This is a genomic window from Xanthomonas maliensis (genome assembly GCF_009192945.1).
Lineage (GTDB): Bacteria > Pseudomonadota > Gammaproteobacteria > Xanthomonadales > Xanthomonadaceae > Xanthomonas > Xanthomonas maliensis.
This window is the reverse complement of sequence record NZ_NSET01000098.1, coordinates 1-18894: the sequence shown is the minus strand read 5'-3', so window position 1 is coordinate 18894 and position 18894 is coordinate 1. Positions and strand designations below refer to the sequence as shown.

Here is an 18894-nt window from a genome sequence, read left to right as displayed (position 1 = left end):
CGTCATACGCCGGCACCCAGCAACACCCGAAATCGACTCCAACCGGATGTGACATGACGCGTCTCCCCTCTCGTCGACTGCTTGCCCTCGCTCTTGCCGCCGGCCTCAGCCTGCCAGCCGTCACCCTGGCCGCCGAGCCGTTCGTCGCCAGCGACATTCGCGTCGACGGCCTGCAGCGCATCGCTTCCGGCACCGTGTTCACCTACCTGCCGGTGAATCGCGGCGACACCGTCGACGACGCCAAGGTGGCCGACGCGATCCGCGCGTTGTACCGCACCGGCTTCTTCGAGGACGTGCAACTGGACCGTCAGGGCAACATCCTGGTGATCACGGTCAAGGAGCGCCCAGCGATCAACAAGCTCACCGTGACCGGCAACAAGGACATCAAGTCCGAGGAACTGCTCAAGGGCCTGGGCGACATCGGCCTGTCCGAGGGCGGCACCTTCGATCGTCTGAGCCTGGACCGCGTGACCCAGGAGCTTACCCGTCAGTACAACAACCGCGGCAAGTACAACGTCCAGATCACCCCCACCGTCAGTCCGTTGGACCGCAACCGCGTGGATGTGGCGATCGCCATCAAGGAAGGCAAGGCGGCCAAGATCCGCCACGTCAACCTGATCGGCACCGAGAAGTTCGCCAACGAGGACATCCTGGACAACTGGGAATCCAAGGAGCACAACTGGGCCTCGTGGTATCGCCGCGACGATCAGTACTCCAAGGAGAAGATGTCCGGCGACCTGGAGAAGCTCAACTCCTGGTACCTGGACCGCGGCTATGTCGACTTCAGCATCGACTCCACCCAGGTGTCGATCAGCCCCGACAAGCGCGACATGTTCATCACCGCCGGCGTCACCGAGGGCGAGCAGTACAAGATTTCCGAGATCAAGGTCACCGGCGACACCATCCTGCCGCAGGCCGACATCGAGCGCCTGGTGATCCCCAAGGCCGGCGACATCTTCTCGCGCGCGCTGCTGGAATACACCTCCGACGCGATCACCAATACCTTGAGCAACGTCGGCTACGCCTTCGCCAAGGTCAATCCGATCCCGACCCCGAATCGCGAAGATCGCACCGTTGCAGTCAACCTGCAGGTGGTGCCGGGCCCGCGCGTGACCGTGCGCCGCATCCTCTACAAGGGCAATAGCCGGACCTCCGACGAAGTCTTGCGTCGCGAAATGCGCCAGTTCGAGAACACCTGGTACTCGCAGGCGGCGATCGACCGTTCCAAGATCCGCCTGCAGCGCCTGGGCTACTTCGAAAGCGTGGACGTGGAAACGCCCGCGGTGCCCGGTAGCAACGACCAGGTCGATGTGGTGTTCAACGTCAAGGAGACCACCTCCGGCAGCTTCGTGTTTGGCCTCGGTTACTCGCAGAGCTTCGGCGTGACCACCTCGGTGCAGCTGTCGCAGAACAACTTCCTGGGCGGCGGTAACCGCGTGGCAGTGGAAGCCTCGCGCAGCAGCTACCAGCAGCGCTACGCATTTTCCTACACCAACCCGTTCTTTACCGACGACGGCGTGTCGCTGGGCTACAACCTGTCCTGGCGCGCACTGGATTACTCGGACTTCAACACCGCGCAGTTCAACAGCAAGAACGGTTCGGCGCAGGTGGTGTTCGGCGTGCCGATCACCGAAAACGACACCGTCTCGGCGATGTTCGGCATCGACAGCAACCAGATCACCACCTTCGCCGGCACCACGCCGCAGGCGATCATCGACTACATCAATGCGATCGGCACGCGCACCTTCCACGCCTGGCGCACCGAGTTGGGCTGGGCGCGCGATACCCGCAACGACTTCTTCATGCCGACGCGCGGCCTGTACCAGCGCGTCGGACTGGAGACCACCCTGCCCGGCTCCACCGTCGAGTACTACAAGCTCAACTACCAGATTTCCAAGTACTGGCCGATCATCCCGGCACTGGTGGTGAATACCCGTTTCGAACTGGGCTACGGCGACAGTTACGGCAAAGACAGCACACGCGTGCTGACCAACCCGGATGGCAGTACCCGCACCGTCACCGCGAGCGGACTGCCGTTCTACGAGAACTTCTACGCCGGCGGCACCAATTCGGTCCGTGGCTTCGAAGACAACACGCTGGGCCCGCGTTCGGAAGCCATCAACGGCTTCAGCCGCGGCCAGCCGCTGGGTGGCTCGTTCAAGACCGTGGGTTCGGTGGAAATGTATTTCCCCAAGCTGTTCGACAGCCCGTCGGCGCGCGTGTCGGCGTTTGTCGACTTCGGCAACGTGTACAACGGCGTGGACAACTTCAAGGCCAACGAACTGCGCGCCTCCACCGGTGTCGCCCTGTTGTGGCGCGCTCCGGTCGGCCCCATTTCGATCAGCTACGCGTTCCCGCTGAAGAAGGAAGACAACGACGAAATCGAACGCTTGCAGTTCACCTTCGGCGGACAGTTCTAGTCCGGCAACGCGCGATTGGGCGGTCCGTGCCAGCGGCCCGCTCCATCCAATGGCGGCGAGCCCCCGACAGGACCGTGCGATTGCATGCGCGACCCCGATTGCGCGGCGCTGACATGCCGAACGGCGCAATCAGCGCACCGGCTGCAGGGTGTCTCCGCCAGACCTCGACGCAACGCAGGTGACGGTCGAACAGCCAGCCGCACATCCGATCGCAGCTCCGCTCGAGGTCCGCAACGCTTGCAGGACGACCGCACGATGACGGTCACACCAGAACACGCACGCTCGACAGGGAATTGCGTTCTCCGACCATTGCAACTGCCAGCCCGCGCCCCACGTTCAGAGAGGTTCCATTGATGCGCTTGACCGCCCGCGAGATTGCCGAACGATTTGGATTGGCCGTACACGGCGATGGGGACGTCGAGGTCGCGGGGGTGGCGACGCTGGCCAATGCCGGCCCCGGGCAGCTCAGCTTCCTGGCCAACCCACGCTATCGTTCGCAATTGACCGAGAGCAGGGCCACGGTGGTGGTGGTGCGTGCCGAAGATGCCGAGGCGGCCCCCGGCAGCGCGCTGATCGCCAAGGACCCCTATACCGCCTTCGCCAAGATCGCCGCGCTGTTCGAGGCCATTCCGGTGCGCGCGCCCGGCATCCATCCCTCGGCGGTCATCGATCCCGCTGCCGAGGTCGCCGACACTGCCCATGTCGGCGCCTTCGTCAGCATTGGCGCGGGCAGCCGCATCGGCGCAGGCTGCGTGATCGGTGCCGGCAGCATCATTGGCGAGGACTGTGTGCTTGAGCCCGGCTGCGAGCTGATCGCACGGGTCACCCTGGTGACCCGCGTGCGGCTGGGTCAGCGCGTCCGCATCCATCCCGGCGCCGTGATCGGTGCCGACGGTTTCGGGCTGGCAATGGACGCCGGCCGCTGGATCAAGGTGCCGCAACTGGGCGGCGTGGTGATCGGCGACGATTGCGAGATCGGCGCCAATACCTGCATCGATCGCGGCGCGCTGGAAGACACCGTGCTGGAAGAAGACGTGCGCGTGGACAATCTGGTGCAGATCGCCCACAACTGCCGGATCGGCGCGCACAGCGCCATCGCCGGCTGCACCGGCATTGCCGGCAGCGCCAAGATCGGCCGCTACTGCCTGCTCGGCGGCCACGTTGGCGTGGTCGGTCACCTGGAAATCTGCGACAAGGTCGTCATCACCGGCAAGTCGGTGGTGCGCAACTCCATCCACGAACCGGGCGAGTATTCGTCCGGAACCCCTCTCACCGACAACCGCACCTGGCGCAAGAACGCCGCCCGCTTCAAACAGCTCGATGCGCTGGCACGGCGTATCCTGGCTGTGGGCAAGGAGAACCAATGAGTCACCCCACTTATGAGCTGCCGATCGACGTCAACCAGATCCAGACGCTGATCCCGCACCGCTACCCATTCCTGCTGATCGACAAGGTGGTCGAGCTGGACCTGGAAGCCAAGCGCATCGTTGGACAGAAGAACGTCAGCATCAACGAGCCGTTCTTCCAGGGCCATTTCCCCACGCGGCCGGTGATGCCTGGCGTGTTGATCATCGAGGCGCTGGCCCAGACCGGCGGCGTGATGACCCAGCTCGGCCTGGGGCGCGACGCGCTGTCCAAGCTGTTCTACATGGTCAAGGTGGACAATGCGCGCTTCAACAAGCAGGTCGTGCCCGGCGATGTGCTGATCCTGGAGGTGCAGATGCGCCGCCTGATCCGCAACATGGGCTGCTACTACGGCGAGGCCAAGGTCGACGGCGAAGTCGTCGCCTGCGCCGAGATCATGTGCGCCGGCGCCCGCGAATAAACTGCCTGTGGAGGTGAGACACGATGCGTGATCCAGCACCCTTGATTCACCCTACTGCCGTCATCGACCCGTCGGCACGGCTGGCCGAGGACGTACGCGTCGGAGCCTTCTCGCTGATCGGGGCTGAGGTGGAGATCGGCGCGGGCACCGAAGTCGGGCCGCATTGTTCGATCCACGGACCGACCCGCATCGGCCGCAACAATCGCTTCATCGGCCATGCGGCGATCGGCGGCGAGCCGCAGGACAAGAAGTACGCCGGCGAGCGCACCGAACTGGTGATCGGCGACGGCAATGTGATCCGCGAGTTCGTCACCATCAACCGCGGCACCGGCGGCGGCGGCGGCGTCACCACCGTCGGCAATGACAACTGGATGCTCGCCTATACCCACGTGGCGCACGACTGCCATGTCGGCAACCACTGCGTGTTTTCCAACAACACCACCCTGGCAGGTCACGTCACCGTTGGCGACTACGTGATCATCAGCGGCTTCGCCGGCGCGCATCAGTTCTGCCGGATCGGCGCTCACGCCTTCCTGGGTATGGGTGCGCTGACCAATGGCGACGTGCCGCCGTTCACCATGGTCGGCAGCGACTCGCTGGGACGACCGCGCGGCATCAACAGCGAAGGGCTGAAGCGTCGCGGTTTCGATGCCGAGCGCATCGCCGCGATCAAGCGCGCCTACCGCACGCTCTACGTCGCCGGCCTGCCGCTGGCCGAAGCCAAGGCGCAATTGGCCGAGCAAGCCAAGGACAGCGACGACGTCCGCGGACTGCTGGCCTTTATCGACGCCGCCGAAAGGCCGTTGCTGCGATGAACGTCGGGACCCGGGATCTGGGACCCGGGACCCAGCAGCGGCGCACCGCCGCGACCGCTGCGCAAGCGGGCGCGGGGCCACGCTTTGCGTTGATCGCAGGCGAGGCCTCCGGCGACCTGTTGGGAGCCGGGCTGATCGAGGCCTTGCGCGCGCGCTACCCCAACGCGCAGTTCGCCGGAATCGGCGGTGACGCGATGCGCAGCGTCGGCTGCCAGACCTGGTTCGATGCCAGCGAGCTGGCGGTGATGGGCCTGACCGAGGTGCTGCGACACCTGCCACGCCTGCTCGGTTTGCGCCGACATTTTCGCGAGCGTGTCCTGGCCTGGCAGCCGGACGTGTTCATCGGCATCGACGCGCCCGATTTCAATTTGCCGGTGGAACGCTGGCTCAAACAGCGCGGCGTGCGGACCGTCCACTACGTCAGTCCCTCGGTCTGGGCATGGCGGGAGAAGCGCGCCGAAAAGATCGGCCTCAGCGCCGACCTGGTGCTGTGCCTGTTCCCGATGGAACCGCCGATCTACGCCAAACACGGCGTGGACGCGCGCTTCGTCGGCCATCCGATGGCCGACGCGATTCCGTACCAGGCCGATCGCCAGACAGCGCGCGCAACGCTTGGACTGTCGAGTTCCGTCAAGGTGCTGGCCGTGCTGCCCGGCAGCCGGCACGGCGAAATCAGCCGGCTGGGCGATACCTTCTTCCAGGCCGCCTGGCTATTGTCCGAACACATTCCCAACCTGCATGTGCTGGTGCCGGCCGCCAACCCGGACTGCAAGCAATTGCTGGCCGAACAGCTCTCGCGTTCGGCGCTGCCAGTGATGCGCTCGCACCTGCTCGATGGCCAGGCACGCACGGCGATGCTGGCCGCCGACGCGGTGCTGCTGGCATCGGGCACGGCCACGTTGGAAGCAATGCTGGTCAAACGGCCGATGGTGGTCGGCTACAAGGTCGCGCCACTGACCTACCGCATCGTCAAGGCGCTGGGCTTGCTGAAGGTCGACCGCTATGCGCTGCCAAACATCCTCGCCAACGAGGATCTGGCGCCGGAACTGATGCAGGACGACTGCATCCCGGAGCGGCTGTGCGTGGCACTGCTGGACTGGTTCAAGCACCCGGACAAGGTCGCCGCCCTGCAGCCACGCTACCTCGCCCTGCATGCGGAATTGCGCCGCGATGCCTCGACGCAGGCGGCCGAGGCAGTGGCAGAGCTCGTCGGGACCCGGGACCCGGGACCCGGGTCCCGCCAGACAGAGCAAGGTTCACCATGAAAGCGTCCGACACCGAGCCGTCGCTGTTTCCCGGATCCCCGGTCCCGAATCCCGGGTCTCGGCTTTACGCCGGCGTCGACGAAGCCGGCCGCGGTCCGCTGGCCGGTCCGGTGGCGGTGGCGGCGGTGGTGTTCGATCCGGCCAAGCCACGCATCAATGGCCTGGACGATTCCAAGCAGCTGACCGCCGAACGCCGCGAGCAGTTGTATGCGCGCATCGTCGATCGCGCACTGGCATGGTCGGTGGTGTTGATCGACAGCGAGGAAATCGACCGCATCAATATCTATCAGGCGACCATGTTGGGCATGCGCCGTGCGGTGGAAAACGTCGCCCACGTCGCCGGCTTCGCCCGTATCGACGGCAACCGTGTGCCCAAGGGCTTGCCCTGCGCGGCCGAAGCACTGATCGGCGGCGACGCACTGGATCGCGCCATCATGGCGGCCTCGATCATTGCCAAGGTCACCCGCGACCGGCTGATGCATCGCCTGCATGCCGAGCATCCGCATTACCGCTTCGACCTGCACAAGGGCTACAGCACCCCGGCCCACCTGGCGGCCTTGCGGACCCATGGCCCCTGTCCGCAACACCGGCGCAGCTTTGCGCCCGTGCGGTTGGCGCTTGAGAGCCGGGACTCGGGGGGGCGAGAGCCGGGACTCGGGGTGCGAGAGCCGGGACTCGGGACCCGGGACCCCGAACAGCTGCAGGTCCTGCAGTTGGTCAAGGTGGGTTGAGGCGGAAGGCCGGGACTCGGGGTGCGAGAGCCGGACCCGGGACCCGAAACCGCCTTATGCCTCTTTCAAGGCCGAGGCATTCTGTACCTATTGCGTTGCCACGCTAACGCCAAGGCTCAAAGCTAGCTGCCTTACGCTTTTCCGGGTCCCGGGTCCCGGCTCTACCTCAATCCTGCTCGCGATGAAACGTCGCCACTTCCGGCCAGCCTTGTTCGCGCGCATGCCGGGCCATGCGTTCGGCCAGGTAGACCGAGCGATGCTTGCCGCCGGTGCAGCCGAAGGCGATGGTGACGTAGCTGCGGGTGTCGTTGCGCAGGCGCGGCAGCCAGGTGTCGAGCAGGTCGACGATCTGCGCGCTATAGCGGATCACGTCCGGCTCCTGGTCCAGATAGTCGCGTACCGGTGCGTCGCGTCCGGTCAGCGGGCGTAGCTCCGGGTCCCAGTGCGGATTCGGCAGCACGCGTGCGTCGAACACGAAATCGGCTTCGGCCGGCACGCCGCGCTTGTAGGCGAAGGATTCGAACAGCAGCGACAGCCGGTCGCTGGTGCCAAGCGCGAACTCGGTCACCACGCGCCGGCGCAGCTGATGCACGTTGAGCGCGCTGGTGTCGATGATGGCATCGGCCTGCGCACGCAGCGGGGCGGTCAACACACGCTCGCGAATGATGGCCTCCGGCAGCGCCAGTCCCAGTTGGCTCAGCGGATGCCGGCGGCGGGTGTCGGCGTAGCGCTTGAGCAAGGCCTCGTCGCTGGCTTCGAAGAACAGCAGGCGTGCTTCCAGTCCGTATTCCTGCGCGGCTTGGCGCCATTGCGCCAGCTGGGTCAGGTCGCTGCGACTGCGTACGTCGATGCCGACCGCCAAGCGCTGATCGCCGACCGGGTTGCCGCGCAGGCGGCTGCGCACCAGGTCCGGCAGCAGCTCCACCGGCAGGTTGTCCGAACAGTAGTAGTCCAGGTCCTCGAAGGTCTTCATCGCCACCGACTTGCCCGAGCCGGACAGGCCGCTGACGATCATCAAGGTTGACGGTGTGGTGCTCATGGCGACCGCCGCTCGAGCATGTTGCTGTGGCGGGCAATGAACATCGCCGCCGGGTCGATGCCCTTGGTGCGCAGGATGTGCAGGCGGGTGGCCGCTTCGGTGAGCACGGCCAGGTTGCGGCCGGGCATCACCGGCAGGGTGATCAGGGGCACGTCCAGGTCCAGCACATGGCGGCTGCCGGAATCGCCGGTCAGCCGTTCGTAGCCGTGCGGGGTGGGTTCGGTCATCGGCCGCGTCAGATGCACGATCAGGCGCAGGTATTTGTTCTTCTTCACCGAGGTGTCGCCGAACATATCGCGTACGTTGAGCACGCCCAGTCCACGCACCTCCAGCAGGTCCTGCAACAGTTCCGGGCAGGTACCGTCGAGCACGTCCGGGGCGATCTGGGTGAACTCGGGCGCGTCGTCGGCGACCAGGCGATGGCCGCGGCTGAGCAGCTCCAGCGCCAGCTCGCTCTTGCCAGAGCCGGCCTCGCCGGTGATCAGCACGCCGATCGAGTAGATCTCCATGAATACCCCATGCAGGGTGATTCGCGGTGCCAGCGTGCGTGCGAGGTGGTAGGACAGATGGTTGAGCAATTCGTGGCCGCGCTTGGGCGAAATCCACAGCGGCGTGTTGGATTCATCGGCGGCGGCGCGCAGGTCTTCCGGACAGGACTGGTTCTTGCTGATCGCCAGTGCCAGCGGCTGCACCTGGATGATCTTCTCGATGGTCTCCCAACGCTGGCGCGCATCCAGCGAGTCCAGCCAGGCCAGTTCCTCGGTGCCGAGGATCTGCACCTTGTTCGGATAGATGACGTTGAGATAGCCCGCCAGCGACGGACGCCGCGCGTTGGTCCCGCCGGCCTGGATCTCGCGGTGTTCGCCCTTCTGACCGGCCACCCAGCGCAAGGCCAGCTTGTCGCGTTGCTGGTCGAACAGTTCACGGGCGGTGATGCTGGTGTTCATGCGGCGGTGGCCTGCGGGGGCGGCGGCTCGGTAAGCAGCGCGAGCAGGTGCTGCGCATCCGGGGCGGCGCGCAGTTGCTGGCGGAACTGCGCGTCGGAAAAGCGCTCGGCCAGCTCGGACAGCAGCATCAGGTGCTGATGGGTGTAATGCGCCGGCACCGCCATCGCAAACACCAGGTCCACGGGTGTATCGGCGCCGAAGTCCACAGGTGTCTGTAGCCGTAGCAATGCGCCGCGCGGCTCGGAAAGGGTGGGGCACCGACCGTGTGGGATGGCGATGCCGTGCCCAATGGCGGTGCTGCCCAGGGCCTCGCGTTCGCACAGGTTGGCATACAGTTCGTCGGCGCCGGCCTGGCGGCAGGACAGCAGGTCGGCGGCGGTGTGCAGAACGGTGTCGCGATCGGCGGCCGGCGACACCAGGGTGCGCACGGCCGCCATTAGATCAGTCAAGGGCATGAGGGCATCGGGCGAGGAGCATCATGCGGGATTGTCGCGCACCTCGCGGGCGTGGTGGTTACATTTCTTTTCCTTGTGCTTGAGCACCAGGCGGTCGAGCTTGTCCACCAGCAGGTCGATGGCCGCGTACATGGTGGAGCCACTGGCATCGGCGTGGAGGGTACGGCCGGGCAGGTTGACGGTGGCGACCACGTGGTGGTCGGGCTTGCGGACGGCCAGCTGCGTTCGGACTTCACAGTGCTGGTCGAAGTGGCGCTGCAATCGTTGCAGCTTGCTTGCCACGTAGTCCCGTAGGGCGGGCGTCACTTCAAGCTGGTGGCCATACGTCTCGATGCGCATCGGATACCTCCATTGGTCGGTGGGCCAATGAACCGCTCCGGTGGTCCGGCGAACCCGGCACAGGCCGGCGTTGCGGGTGAAGGGCAACGTCAGGCGATGCGCACGCGTTCGTGGGAGGCGGAGATGTTCATGGCCTCACGATACTTCGCCACGGTGCGGCGCGCTACTGGCACGCCCGAGGTCTTCAACAGTTCAGCCAGCTTGGCGTCAGAGAGCGGCTTGCGCGGGTTCTCGGCCTCGATCAGGCGCCGGATCATCGCCTGGATGGCGGTGCTGGAGGCCTCGCCGCCACTGTCGGTATCGATGCCGGAGGCGAAGAAGGAGCGCAGCGGGATGGTGCCGCGCGGGGTGCGCACGTACTTGCGCGCGATGGCGCGCGAGATGGTCGATTCGTGCAGGCCGAGCTCGCCGGCGATCTCGCGCAGGGTCAGCGGGCGCAATGCCTGCGCACCGAATTCCAGGAATCCGGCCTGGTGCTGCAGCAGGCTGCGGACCACTCGCAGCAAGGTTTCGCCGCGCGCCTCCAGGCTCTTGAGCAGCCAGCGCGCTTCCTGCAGCTGGCCGCGCAGATAGCCGGCATCGGACTCGCCACAACGGCGGATCAGTTGCTCGTAGCCGCGGTGGATGGTCACCTTGGGTTGCGCCCGGCCGGCCAGTGCCGCCCGCCAGACCCCGCGCTGGCGCCAGATCACGCAGTCGGGCACCACGTAGGTGTCCTGCGACAGCTCGCCGACCTGCTTGCCGGGCCGCGGATCGAGCGAGCGAACCAGCTGCACCGCTTCCTCGATCTCGGCGGTGCTGCGCTTGAGTTCGTGTGCCAGGCCGGCGACCCCGCTGCGCGGCAGCCGCTCCAGTGGTCCGGCGACGATCTCCAGCGCCAGCGCGCGGCCTGGCGTGTCGGCATCGAGCACCGCCAATTGCAATGCCAGGCATTCGCCCAGGCTGCGGGCGCCCACGCCGACCGGGTCGAAGCGCTGGATCTGGTGCAGTACGGTCAGGACTTCGGCTTCGTCCACCGTCACGCCCAGGTCCAGCGTCTCGACGATCGCCGCCAAGGGCTCGCGCAAGTAGCCGTCTTCGTCCAGCGCGTCGATCAGGATCGCGCCGATGCGGCGATCGCGCGGCGACAACGGTGAGAGATGCAATTGCCACAGCAGGTGGTCGGCCAGGGTCTCGGCCTCGGCCACCCGTTCGGCGGGATCGCTGCCGTCCTCGTCATCGAAGCTGCCGCCGCTGCCGCCGGTCCATTGCAGTTCGTCCTGGCTCCAGTCCTCGTCACGCTCGTTCGGCGCGCGCTCCTCGGCCGGGGACTCGTCGGCCGCAGGACTGTCGGCGGTATTGCCGCTCGCGGCCTGCGCTGCCTCGTCGGCCCACTCCAGCAGAGGGTTGCTCTCGACCGCTTCGGCGATTTCCAGTTCCAGTTCGGTGGTGGACATCTGCAACAACTTGATCGCCTGCCGCAACTGCGGCGTCATGACCAATTGCTGTCCTAGCGATGTCTGCAGCCGGGCTTTCATGCAATGCCGATGGGGTAGGCCTGGGGCGCGGCGACGCGTCTACAGGCGGAAGGTCTCCCCCAGATAGACACGGCGCACGTCGGGATTGGAGAGCAATGCGTCCGGTGCCCCCTGCGCCAGCACGCCGCCCTCGGCGAGGATATACGCGCGGTCGCAGATTCCCAAGGTCTCGCGCACGTTGTGATCGGTGATCAGCACACCGATACCGCGCTCCTTGAGGTGGGTGACGATACGTTGAATCTCGCCGACCGAAATCGGGTCCACGCCGGCGAAGGGTTCGTCCAGCAACATCATGCGCGGCCGCGCGGCCAGCGCGCGGGCGATCTCGCAACGACGGCGTTCGCCGCCGGACAGGCTGGCACCCAACTGCTCGGAGACATGGGTGATCTGCAGCTCCTCCAGCAGCGAGGACAGTTCCCGCTCGCGGCCGGCGTTGTCCAGATCCTCGCGCAGTTCCAGCACCAGGCGGATGTTGTCGGCCACCGTGAGCTTGCGGAACACCGACGGCTCCTGCGGCAGATAGCCCACGCCCAGCCGGGCGCGCGCATACATCGGCTCGGCTGTCAGATCGCGTCCGTCCAGTTCGATGCGGCCGGCGTCGGCTTCCACCAGGCCGACGATCATGTAGAAGCAGGTCGTCTTGCCGGCGCCGTTTGGGCCGAGCAGTCCGACCACTTCGCCCGGCTCCAGCGTGAGGCCGAATTCCTTCACCACTTCGCGCTGCTTGTACTTCTTGCGCAGACCGGTTGCGACCAGCATTACTTCTTCCCCTGCGGCTTGGCGGCAGCCGGCTTGCTCGCCGGTGCGGCCGGTGCGGCCGCCGGCGCGGGGTTCTTCGGCTGGATCACCGTGCGCACGCGGGTGCCATCGCCGCCGCTCTGCATGTTGCCGGTCTTGGTGTTGTAGACCATGCGCTGGCCTGCATTGGTGCCCTTGGGCGAATCCACCTTGTAGTTGCCGGTGAGGATGATGATGTCGTCGGCAACCTTGTATTCGATGTTGTCGGCCTGCCCATGCATCTGCGAGCCATCGTCCATGTCCTGCTTGAGCGTGGCCTGTTTGCCGTTGAGCACCACCCGGTCGGTCTCGCCGTTCTTCTGGAAGATGTCGGCGGTGTCGGCGTGAATCTCCAGCGACCCTTGGACGATCACCACGTTGCCGGTGAAGCGGCACTTGCCGTCGCTGCCCTGGACGATGTTGCAATCGTTGGCATTGGAGTCGATCGTCATCGGCTGGTTGCGATCGCTGGTCTTGGACAGCGCCGCGATGGGCAGCAGCAGCGCAGCAAACGCCAGTCTAGCGGGCAGCATTCGGTTCATAGCGGGTCTTGACCTGAGAAAGGAGCTTGTACTGGCTGGTCTTGAGGTCGGCCTCGAAGCCAACGCCGGTCTGCATGATACCCGGACGGCTCATGCTGACCGGTGCGCTGGTCTTGGCCAGGTTCTGCTGCGGAAACACGTCCAGGCTTTGGGTCCGGAAGGTGGTCGGCGGCACGTTGCCGGTGGTCGGGCTGTCGCCGGCGACATCGCCGCGCAGGCGCAGCTCGGTCCCGTCGGGGTTGAGCCAGCCGGTCTTGGCGCGCAGCGTCCAGGGCAGGTTGTTGTTGTCAGGAAGCAGGAACAGCGGGGTGGTGATATCGGAGGTGCGGTCGGCGCGATTGCGGTGCATCTCCGGCGCGCGCAAGGTCATGGCCTCCTTGCCGCTCTGCTTGTCCAGCGCGATCAGTTCGAAGTCGCGCAGGACGAAGTCGGTCTGCCCGCCATCGGCCGTGGTGGCGGCCGGGCGTGTGCGGTTCTTCCACGCCGACCAGCCGCTGACGATGGCGGCCGCCAGCAGGACCACACCCAGGGTGCTACGCCAGTTCCAGTTCATGCGCTGAACCTGGCAATGATGCCGTCGACCTGGCCTTGCGCGGCCAGCAGCACATCGCAGACCTCGCGCGCCGCGCCTTCGCCACCGCGAGCCTGGGTGCGCCATTGCACGCGCTCGGCGATCCACGGATGCGCATTGGCAGGCGCGACCGGCAGTCCCACCGCCAGCAGCGCCGACAGGTCGGGCAGGTCGTCGCCCATGAACAGCACCTGGTCCAACGAGATGCCGTGCTCCTGGCACAGCGCTTCCACCGCGGTGCGCTTGTGCCTGACCCCGATCTGCACATGCAGGCCCAGGTCCTGGCCGCGTTTTTCTGCCGACAGGCTGGCGCGGGCGGTGATCAGCGCGACGTGGATGCCGGCGTACTCCAGCTGCTTGAGGCCTTGGCCGTCCAACACGTTGAAGGCCTTGCTCTCGTTGCCGGCGTGGTCGTAGTACAGGCGGCCGTCGGTGAGCGTGCCATCGACATCGAAGCAGGCCAGACGGATACGGGCAGCGCGGTCGACGATGTCGGCGGGCAGGGCGTGCAGGGGCGAATAGGGCATCGGCAGGAGTCGGTGTGAAAGAGTCCGAAGGTTGCAAGCTGAACCTGTTAAACCACCTTGGCGCGCAACAGGTCGTGAATGTTCAGCGCACCGACCGCGCGCTGCTGCGCGTCGACCACGATCAGGCCATTGATCTTGTGCGCTTCCATCAGGCGAGCGGCCTCGGCCGCCAGCTGGTCGGCGCCGATGGTCCGCGGGTGGCGAGTCATCACCTCGGCGATGCCGGCGTTGCGAACGTCGATATCGCTGTCCAGCGCGCGCCGCAGGTCGCCGTCGGTGAACAGCCCGATCAGCCGCCCCTCGGCGTCCACGACCGCGGTCATGCCCAGCCGCTTGCGGCTCATTTCCATCAGCGCTTCGCTGAGGCTGGCGTCCTCGCGTACCCGCGGCAGGTCGTCGCCGGCATGCATGACATCGGTGATGTGCAGCAGCAGGCGGCGTCCCAGGCTGCCTGCCGGATGCGAGCGGGCGAAGTCGTCGGCGGTGAAACCGCGTGCGTCGAGCAGGGCGACCGCCAGGGCGTCGCCCATCGCCAGCGAGGCGGTGGTGCTGGACGTCGGCGCCAGGTCCAGCGGGCACGCCTCGGTAGAGACAGTGACGTCCAGGTGGACGTCGGCGGCCTGCGCCAGGGTCGAGCCGGGCCGGCCGGTCATGGCGATGATCGGATTGCCCTGGCGCTTGAGCACCGGCAGCAGCATGCGCACTTCGTCGGACTCGCCCGAATAGGACAGCGCCAGCACCACGTCGGCCTCGGTGATCATGCCGAGGTCGCCATGGCCGGCTTCGCCGGGATGAACGAAGAAGGCCGGGGTGCCGGTGGAAGCCAGCGTGGCCGCGATCTTGCGCGCGATGTGACCGGACTTGCCCATGCCGGTGGCGACCACCCGGCCGCGCGAAGCCAGGACCAGACGGCAGGCGGCGGCGAAGTCGGCACCCAGCCGCGCTGCGGTCGCCGCCAGCGCCGCCTGCTCGATCTGGAACACGCGCTGGCCGCTGGCGATCAGGTCGTGATCGCCGACGGTGGCGGGGGGCAGGAGCGAGACAGCCATGCAGGGCTCGGGTGAAGAGTAGAATGTGCGCTCATTTTATGAGGAAACGTGCTTTGGACGCCGAAACCATCCGTAAACTCATCGAAACCGGCCTGCCAGAGGCCCGCGTCGACGTGCACGGCGACGACGGCGTGCACTTCGAGGCCACCGTGATCAGTGCCGCCTTCGCCGGCAAGGCGCCGCTGGCGCGCCACCGCATGGTGTACGCCACCCTCGGCGAGCTGATGGGGGGCGCGATCCACGCCCTGCAACTGCGCACCTTGACCCCCGACGAAGCCTGAGCGCGCGTTCGATTCTTCTTCCTCCACCCCGACTTTCTGGATTCCCCCTTTTCCCATGGCAAAAATCGTAGTGACCGGCGGCCAGGCGCTGCACGGTGAGGTTCATATTTCCGGTGCCAAGAACGCCGTGCTGCCCATCCTGTGCGCAACCCTGCTGGCCGATGCGCCGGTGGAGATCAGCAACGTTCCCCACCTGCATGACGTGATCACCACGGTGAAGCTGCTCAGCGAGCTGGGCGCCGAGGTCACCATCGATGAGGGCACCCTGGCCAAGGGGCGCTCGATCCTGGTCGACCCGCGTTCGGTCACCCACCAGATCGCGCCCTATGAACTGGTCAAGACCATGCGCGCCTCGATCCTGGTGCTGGGCCCGCTGCTGGCGCGCTATGGCAACGCGGAAGTGTCGTTGCCGGGTGGCTGCGCAATCGGCTCGCGCCCGGTCGACCAGCACATCAAGGGCCTGCAGGCGCTGGGTGCGGAGATCAGCGTGGAGAACGGCTATATCAAGGCGTCCAGCAAGGGCCGCTTGCAGGGCGGCCGGTTCGTGTTCGACATGGTCAGCGTCACCGGCACCGAAAACGTGTTGATGGCCGCCGTCCTGGCCGAGGGCACGACGGTGTTGGAGAACGCGGCGATGGAGCCGGAGGTCAGCGACCTGGCGGACTGCCTGATCGCGTTGGGTGCGCGCATCGAGGGCGCCGGGACCCCGCGGATCGTGGTGCATGGCGTCGAACGCCTGGCAGGCGGCCACCATGCGGTGCTGCCGGACCGGATCGAGACCGGTACCTTCCTGGTAGCGGCGGCGATGACCGGTGGCAGCGTCACCGTGCGGCGCGCCCGGCCGGAGACGCTGGATGCGGTGCTGGACAAGCTCACCGAGGCCGGTGCCAGCATCAGCACCACCGAAGACAGCATCACCCTGGACATGCACGGCAAGCGGCCGCGCGCGGTCAGCCTGACCACCGCGCCGTACCCGGCATTTCCCACCGACATGCAGGCGCAATTCATGGCGCTCAACTGCGTGGCCGAAGGCGTCGGCGTGATCAACGAGACGATCTTCGAAAACCGTTTCATGCACGTCAATGAACTGCTGCGCCTGGGCGCGGACATCCAGGTCGAAGGCCATACCGCCATCGTGCGCGGCAATGGGCGGCTCAGCGGCGCACCGGTGATGGCCACCGATCTGCGCGCCTCGGCGTCGCTGATCCTGGCCGGACTGGTTGCCGAGGGCGATACCACCATCGATCGTATCTACCACCTGGACCGTGGTTACGAAAACATCGAGGAGAAGCTGGGGGCGCTGGGCGCGTCCATCCGGCGCACCGCATGATCCTGCGCGGCCGTTTCACCACCCGCCGCAAGGTGTTGCTGGGGGTGGTCGTACTGCTGCTGGCCTGGCTGGGATACGCCTGGGCAGTCGGCATGGCCATCACCCAGGGTGTCGAGTTCAAGGACATGGACTGGAATGGCGACGGGACCGCCAGTCGCGAGGAGATCGCGCAGTCGTTCTATGCGGTGGCTGTGGAAAAGCATGTCGATGGCAAGCGCCATTGCAACACCTTCTACTGGCGCAGCAGCGGCGAACAGATTCGCGTCGATTGCCGCACGGTATTCTCCAGCGACGCTAACGACGCGGCCAAGCCCTGAGGGGTGCGCACCGGCCGCTGCGCTGGCAGCGGCCGGCACTGGATGGATGGAGAGAGCAGCCGCAGCGTCAGCGCACCATCGCTGATGACGGCGGGGGCGTGGCGCGTGCGGCCAATGACGCTGCGACCGATGGACGCATGCTTCCGGATCTCATCAGCCGAACGACAGGCGCGGCGCGAACCGCGCCTGCCGTTGCCTCAACGCAGCGACTTGATCGTCAGGTCGAGCGAGTCCTGGCCATTTTCCTTCTGCAGCAAGCGCGCCGGCACCGGCAGGTCCTTCACGACCCAGGCAATCAGTTCCTTGTTGCCATCCACGCGCGAGACCTTGGTGGCCTGCTCCTGCTTGCCGTTGACGGTGATGGTTTCCTTGCCGACCACCTTGTAGGTCATCGGCTTGATGCGGCCTTCGTCGACCATGCGGTAGCTCAGCGGCTTGCCGGCCGCCAGATCGCGGGTGATGGCCAGATTGATCAGCAGCGCGTCCATGTCACCGGTCTTGAGCGCGACCGGGCCACGCCGGTCGCCCTTGACGTCGCCGGTCCAGGTGGCCTGAGCGGACTGCCAGTCGTACTTGGCATCGACGGTGCGCTTCTTCACCAGCATCGACGAGGTGTCGTGGCTGCTGAGCGGGCGGAGCTGGCCATTGCTTTCCTCGAACACCGTGCTCTGGGTCAGGTTGGCCAGCTGGTTCTGGATCGTCAGCGTATAGCGCCACTGGTTGCCGCCGGCCGCTGCCAAGGTCATCGTGCCGTTGGCCTGCATGCCCATGTAGTTGGCCGAGTAGTCGGCCTGGAACGGCTGCATGGCCAGGGCTGGCAGGCTGGTCATCGCCATGGCGGCGGCAGCGACGAACGCGTAGCGGCGGATCGGGGTATTCATGCTCAGGCTCCTTGGTATTCGACCAGACGCAGATCGATCTGATCCTCGCCCTTTTCACGTTGCAGGATGCGCACCGGGGTGGGGACCCCATTGGCGATCCATAGGATGGTTTCGTTGTCGCCGCTGTTGACGCGGTAAACGCGCAGCGCGTCGTAGCTCAGGTCGCCGACCTGCACCACTTCGGTGGTGTCGGCGGCCCGGTAGTCGTACGTGCGCACCTTGCCCACGTCGACGTAGCGATAGCTCAGGCTGCGCCCGGGCTGCGCATCGCGCATCAGCGACAGGTTCAATGACAGTGCGCTCTGGTCACCGTGCTGCAGCGGGATCGGTTGTTGCCGCTCCTTCTTCAGATCGCCATCCCACTGTGCGGTGCCAGCCTGCCAGTTGTAGACGCCGGTGACCTTCTTGCCGAAGAACATCGCCTTGCGCACCGTGCTCTGGCTCAACGGTACGTAGGTGTCGCCGTCGACCCGGAACACGGTGCTCTGCTCCAGGTTCAGGCCGAGGATGCTGGCAAAGCCCTTGCGTCCGCGCACCGACATATCGATCCGCCACTGGCTGCCTTCACCGCGGCTGACTTGCATGGTGGCGTCGCCGGCTTCCTTACCGCGGTACAGCGCCTGGTAGGTGGCCACGAACGGCTCCAACGGCGGCGGCGTCCAGGGGGTTGCAGGCAGCGTGGCCGACGCCTGCTGCGCTGGCGCCGGCTCTGCCGGCGGCTGGGCCGCGGGCACAGGTGGCGGCGTGGCTGGCGCAGAGACCGGCTGCTGCTGCGCATTGGCGAGCAGTGCGGGGCACAGCAGCGCGAGCAGCATGCAGGTCGCTGGGAGAGAGAGGTTCATGCGCGGGAGGATGTCGCAGTCACGATGAGGAGGATGTGTCCGCGTTCAGGTCGATAAAGCGTGTGCGGACTCTAGTCGTAGCGGAGTAAACAGGCACTGACCGTCGAAATGCACGCCGTCCCCGCGCACCTCCAGGCGGCCGCTGGCCAGCAGGCCCAGGGTCGTCAGCAACAACGGATGCTCGTGCGCCAACACCCGCTCGGCCAGCCGAGCGGCATCATCGCCAGCCAGGATGGGCACATGGGCCTGCGCGATCACTGGGCCGGCATCGAGCTCGGGCACGACCAGGTGCACGCTGGCGCCATGTTCGGTATCGCCGGCGTCCAGCGCGCGCGCGTGGGTGTGCAGGCCGCGGTACTTGGGGAGCAGCGAGGGGTGGATGTTGAGCATGCGCCCGGCGAATCGCCGCACCAGCGGCTCGCCG

The 18894-nt window shown here is 66.4% G+C and carries 21 protein-coding genes and 1 pseudogene; 9 read left to right on the top strand and 13 right to left on the bottom strand.

Translation table 11 applies throughout. From position 1 onward, the window contains the following. Positions 1 to 53 precede the first annotated feature (53 nt). From bamA to CKY51_RS21620, 6 genes and pseudogenes are all read left to right on the top strand, one after another. Positions 54 to 2420, top strand: a complete 2367-nt coding sequence (gene bamA, locus CKY51_RS21645; protein WP_170292363.1) for an outer membrane protein assembly factor BamA — start codon at positions 54 to 56, stop codon at positions 2418 to 2420. A 353-nt stretch (positions 2421 to 2773) separates the two neighbouring features. Continuing rightward, positions 2774 to 3787, top strand: a complete 1014-nt coding sequence (gene lpxD, locus CKY51_RS21640; protein WP_152249964.1) for a UDP-3-O-(3-hydroxymyristoyl)glucosamine N-acyltransferase — start codon at positions 2774 to 2776, stop codon at positions 3785 to 3787. Further along, positions 3784 to 4245 carry a 3-hydroxyacyl-ACP dehydratase FabZ gene (fabZ, locus tag CKY51_RS21635; RefSeq protein ID WP_022973461.1) on the top strand — a complete coding sequence of 154 codons (462 nt, stop codon included), beginning with the start codon at positions 3784 to 3786 and terminating at the stop codon, positions 4243 to 4245. The genes lpxD and fabZ overlap by 4 nt, the downstream gene beginning before the upstream one ends. Before the next feature lie 23 nt (positions 4246 to 4268). Beyond that, complete coding sequence (lpxA, locus tag CKY51_RS21630) at positions 4269 to 5060, top strand: acyl-ACP--UDP-N-acetylglucosamine O-acyltransferase (RefSeq protein WP_022973460.1); 792 nt, start codon at positions 4269 to 4271, stop codon at positions 5058 to 5060. A 77-nt stretch (positions 5061 to 5137) separates the two neighbouring features. Then, positions 5138 to 6325, top strand: a pseudogene (gene lpxB, locus CKY51_RS21625) (lipid-A-disaccharide synthase); the annotation flags it as partial. Beyond that, positions 6322 to 7056, top strand: coding sequence for a ribonuclease HII (locus CKY51_RS21620; protein ID WP_022973458.1), 735 nt, complete (start codon positions 6322 to 6324; stop codon positions 7054 to 7056). The pseudogene lpxB and the gene CKY51_RS21620, both read left to right, overlap by 4 nt. Before the next feature lie 166 nt (positions 7057 to 7222). Here the strand turns inward: CKY51_RS21620 and rapZ are convergent, their stop codons facing one another. From rapZ to CKY51_RS21570, 10 genes are all read right to left on the bottom strand, one after another. Further along, a complete protein-coding gene (rapZ, locus tag CKY51_RS21615) occupies positions 7223 to 8095 on the bottom strand; it encodes an RNase adapter RapZ (RefSeq protein ID WP_031340753.1) in 873 nt (290 codons plus the stop codon). Then, positions 8092 to 9042, bottom strand: a complete 951-nt coding sequence (hprK, locus tag CKY51_RS21610; protein ID WP_022974191.1) for an HPr(Ser) kinase/phosphatase — start codon at positions 9040 to 9042, stop codon at positions 8092 to 8094. Before hprK ends, rapZ begins: the two co-directional genes overlap by 4 nt. Further along, positions 9039 to 9497, bottom strand: coding sequence for a PTS sugar transporter subunit IIA (locus tag CKY51_RS21605; protein ID WP_152249962.1), 459 nt, complete (start codon positions 9495 to 9497; stop codon positions 9039 to 9041). Before CKY51_RS21605 ends, hprK begins: the two co-directional genes overlap by 4 nt. A gap of 21 nt (positions 9498 to 9518) precedes the next feature. After that, positions 9519 to 9836: a ribosome hibernation-promoting factor, HPF/YfiA family gene (gene hpf / locus CKY51_RS21600; RefSeq protein WP_011037930.1), complete on the bottom strand. Its 318-nt coding sequence runs from the start codon at positions 9834 to 9836 to the stop codon at positions 9519 to 9521. 89 nt (positions 9837 to 9925) lie between these two features. Next, entirely contained in the window at positions 9926 to 11353 is a 1428-nt protein-coding gene (locus CKY51_RS21595; RefSeq protein WP_022974189.1) for an RNA polymerase factor sigma-54, read from the bottom strand. Between the two features lie 39 nt (positions 11354 to 11392). Next, positions 11393 to 12112, bottom strand: a complete 720-nt coding sequence (gene lptB / locus CKY51_RS21590) for an LPS export ABC transporter ATP-binding protein (protein ID WP_022974188.1) — start codon at positions 12110 to 12112, stop codon at positions 11393 to 11395. Then, positions 12112 to 12672: a lipopolysaccharide transport periplasmic protein LptA gene (gene lptA, locus CKY51_RS21585; RefSeq protein WP_031340747.1), complete on the bottom strand. Its 561-nt coding sequence runs from the start codon at positions 12670 to 12672 to the stop codon at positions 12112 to 12114. Before lptA ends, lptB begins: the two co-directional genes overlap by 1 nt. Continuing rightward, on the bottom strand, positions 12650 to 13225 hold the full coding sequence (lptC, locus tag CKY51_RS21580; RefSeq protein WP_022974186.1) for an LPS export ABC transporter periplasmic protein LptC: 576 nt from the start codon (positions 13223 to 13225) through the stop codon (positions 12650 to 12652). The genes lptA and lptC overlap by 23 nt, the downstream gene beginning before the upstream one ends. Continuing rightward, positions 13222 to 13770, bottom strand: a complete 549-nt coding sequence (locus CKY51_RS21575) for a KdsC family phosphatase (protein WP_022974185.1) — start codon at positions 13768 to 13770, stop codon at positions 13222 to 13224. The genes lptC and CKY51_RS21575 overlap by 4 nt, the downstream gene beginning before the upstream one ends. A 47-nt stretch (positions 13771 to 13817) precedes the next feature. Then, positions 13818 to 14819: a KpsF/GutQ family sugar-phosphate isomerase gene (locus tag CKY51_RS21570; RefSeq protein WP_022974184.1), complete on the bottom strand. Its 1002-nt coding sequence runs from the start codon at positions 14817 to 14819 to the stop codon at positions 13818 to 13820. A gap of 53 nt (positions 14820 to 14872) precedes the next feature. On the opposite strand from CKY51_RS21570, the gene CKY51_RS21565 reads away from it, so the two are divergent. Genes CKY51_RS21565 through CKY51_RS21555 form a run of 3 tightly spaced genes read left to right on the top strand, consistent with a single transcriptional unit; the run spans position 14873 to position 16747 of the window. Further along, complete coding sequence (locus tag CKY51_RS21565) at positions 14873 to 15100, top strand: BolA family protein (RefSeq protein WP_031340746.1); 228 nt, start codon at positions 14873 to 14875, stop codon at positions 15098 to 15100. 55 nt (positions 15101 to 15155) lie between these two features. Further along, positions 15156 to 16430 (top strand): UDP-N-acetylglucosamine 1-carboxyvinyltransferase, encoded by a 1275-nt coding sequence (gene murA / locus CKY51_RS21560; protein ID WP_022974182.1) that lies wholly within the window; start codon positions 15156 to 15158, stop codon positions 16428 to 16430. Next, on the top strand, positions 16427 to 16747 hold the full coding sequence (locus tag CKY51_RS21555) for a hypothetical protein (protein WP_022974181.1): 321 nt from the start codon (positions 16427 to 16429) through the stop codon (positions 16745 to 16747). Before murA ends, CKY51_RS21555 begins: the two co-directional genes overlap by 4 nt. A gap of 197 nt (positions 16748 to 16944) precedes the next feature. Here CKY51_RS21555 and CKY51_RS21550 read toward each other — a convergent pair whose 3' ends face one another. The 3 genes from CKY51_RS21550 to purN all read right to left on the bottom strand — a co-directional run. Further along, positions 16945 to 17628: a DUF3108 domain-containing protein gene (locus CKY51_RS21550; protein WP_031340745.1), complete on the bottom strand. Its 684-nt coding sequence runs from the start codon at positions 17626 to 17628 to the stop codon at positions 16945 to 16947. A gap of 2 nt (positions 17629 to 17630) precedes the next feature. Continuing rightward, positions 17631 to 18470, bottom strand: coding sequence for a DUF3108 domain-containing protein (locus CKY51_RS21545; protein WP_152249960.1), 840 nt, complete (start codon positions 18468 to 18470; stop codon positions 17631 to 17633). A 45-nt stretch (positions 18471 to 18515) separates the two neighbouring features. Next, positions 18516 to 18894: phosphoribosylglycinamide formyltransferase (gene purN, locus CKY51_RS21540; protein WP_280524722.1), on the bottom strand; the 379-nt coding region annotated here is incomplete at its 5' end.